Origin of the sequence: Rahnella sp. ChDrAdgB13, from assembly GCF_017655185.1 — a bacterium.
Classification (GTDB): Bacteria; Pseudomonadota; Gammaproteobacteria; order Enterobacterales; family Enterobacteriaceae; genus Rahnella; species Rahnella contaminans.
On the sequence record NZ_JAEMGT010000193.1, the window covers coordinates 1 to 1,397 of the forward strand.

General features: G+C 46.7%; 2 protein-coding genes. Both read left to right on the plus strand.

From position 1 onward, the window contains the following. The coding region (locus J8X26_RS26430) for an excisionase (RefSeq protein ID WP_208952502.1) at nucleotides 1-265 on the plus strand (265 nt) is incomplete at its 5' end. Then, entirely contained in the window at nucleotides 240-1,337 is a 1,098-nt protein-coding gene (locus tag J8X26_RS26435; protein ID WP_208952503.1) for a phage integrase Arm DNA-binding domain-containing protein, read from the plus strand. The genes J8X26_RS26430 and J8X26_RS26435, both read left to right, overlap by 26 nt. Nucleotides 1,338-1,397: the final 60 nt, after the last annotated feature.

Below are 1,397 nucleotides of genomic sequence, written 5' to 3' on the forward strand. Positions count from 1 at the left end.
TATGGGCCAACTCGTACCTTTGATGGAATGGGCATCCAGTCCAAAAGGGTTTAAATATCCACCAGCGCCAGCGACACTTCATTGGTATGCAAAGACCGGTCAGATCATCCCTGCCCCTATCAAACAAGGCAGCAAATGGGTGGTTGATGAAGATGCGAAGTACGTCGGCGTTATTGCAAAAGCGGAGATCCCAAATCACCTTTCCGCTTCTGTCAAAGCACTATTGGAGAAAACGATTAATGGCAGCCAGACCCCGCACGCATAAAGTCAACATCCCAAACCTTTACTGCAAACTCGACCGGCGGACCAGTAAGGTTTACTGGCAGTACAGACATCCAATCACTGGTAAATTTATTGGCTTCGGAACGGATGGTGATACTGCCCGTGAAGCGGAGATAGCCGCCAATAGCATGATCACAGATCAGCAATCGAAACAGATTAACTTTTTGATCGATATGACATTTAAAAATACCACGTCAAAAGATGCAGGTATGAGAGTGTCAGACTGGGCTGATAAATACTCATCAATTCAGGAGGAAAGAGTTTTACATGGTGAAATTAAACCAACGACACTGAAAAATAGAAAGTCATGTGTTTTAGTCCTTTCTCGAAGATTACCCAATGTTCGCCTTAATGATTTGGATACAAAATCGCTGGCTGCAATCATGGATGAATATAAAGCATCGGGTAAACCACGAATGGCCCAGATACTTAGGGCTGTGTGGGGTGATATGTTTAAAGAGGCACAGCATGCCGGGGAAGTGGAACCAGGTTTCAACCCAGCGATGGCGACCAGAATTCCTCGAGCCAAAGTTAGCCGTGCTCGACTTAGTTTTGAGGAATGTAAGGCTGCATTTGAAGCCGCTGAAAAACTACAGCCGTATGTTCAAAACTCAATGCTACTCGCCTTGGTCAGTGGACAGCGCAGGACAGACATTTCGAACATGAAATTTTCTGACGTCTGGGACGGTCACCTGCACATCACTCAATCAAAAACAGGTACCAGACTCGCGCTGCCGATCAGCCTATTTTTACCCGAACTAAACATGACTCTTGGGGATGTTATCAAACGATGTAGGGACCGGGTCGTCAGCAAATACATTATTCATCACACTCGGTCGCATGGTTCTGCTGCACCTGGTGATCCTGTTGGCGGTAACGGATTGAGCCGCGTTTTTATGGAAGCTCGAAATATGTCCGGACTGAAATTCCCCAGAGGAACAACGCCTCCGTCATTCCATGAACAAAGGTCTCTTGCTGAGCGGCTATACAGCGCGCACGGGATCGACACACAAGCGTTACTGGGTCACAAATCAGCATCGATGAGGCTTTGTTGAATAAATCGAACTTTTTGCCGTAATCAGGATCAGATCACCACATTCTCGATCCTGTAGCGG

Bases quoted from the DNA above. Each gene is read 5' to 3' on its own strand.
- J8X26_RS26435 (WP_208952503.1), top strand. From the start codon at position 240: ATGGCAGCCAGACCCCGCACGCATAAAGTCAACATCCCAAACCTTTAC.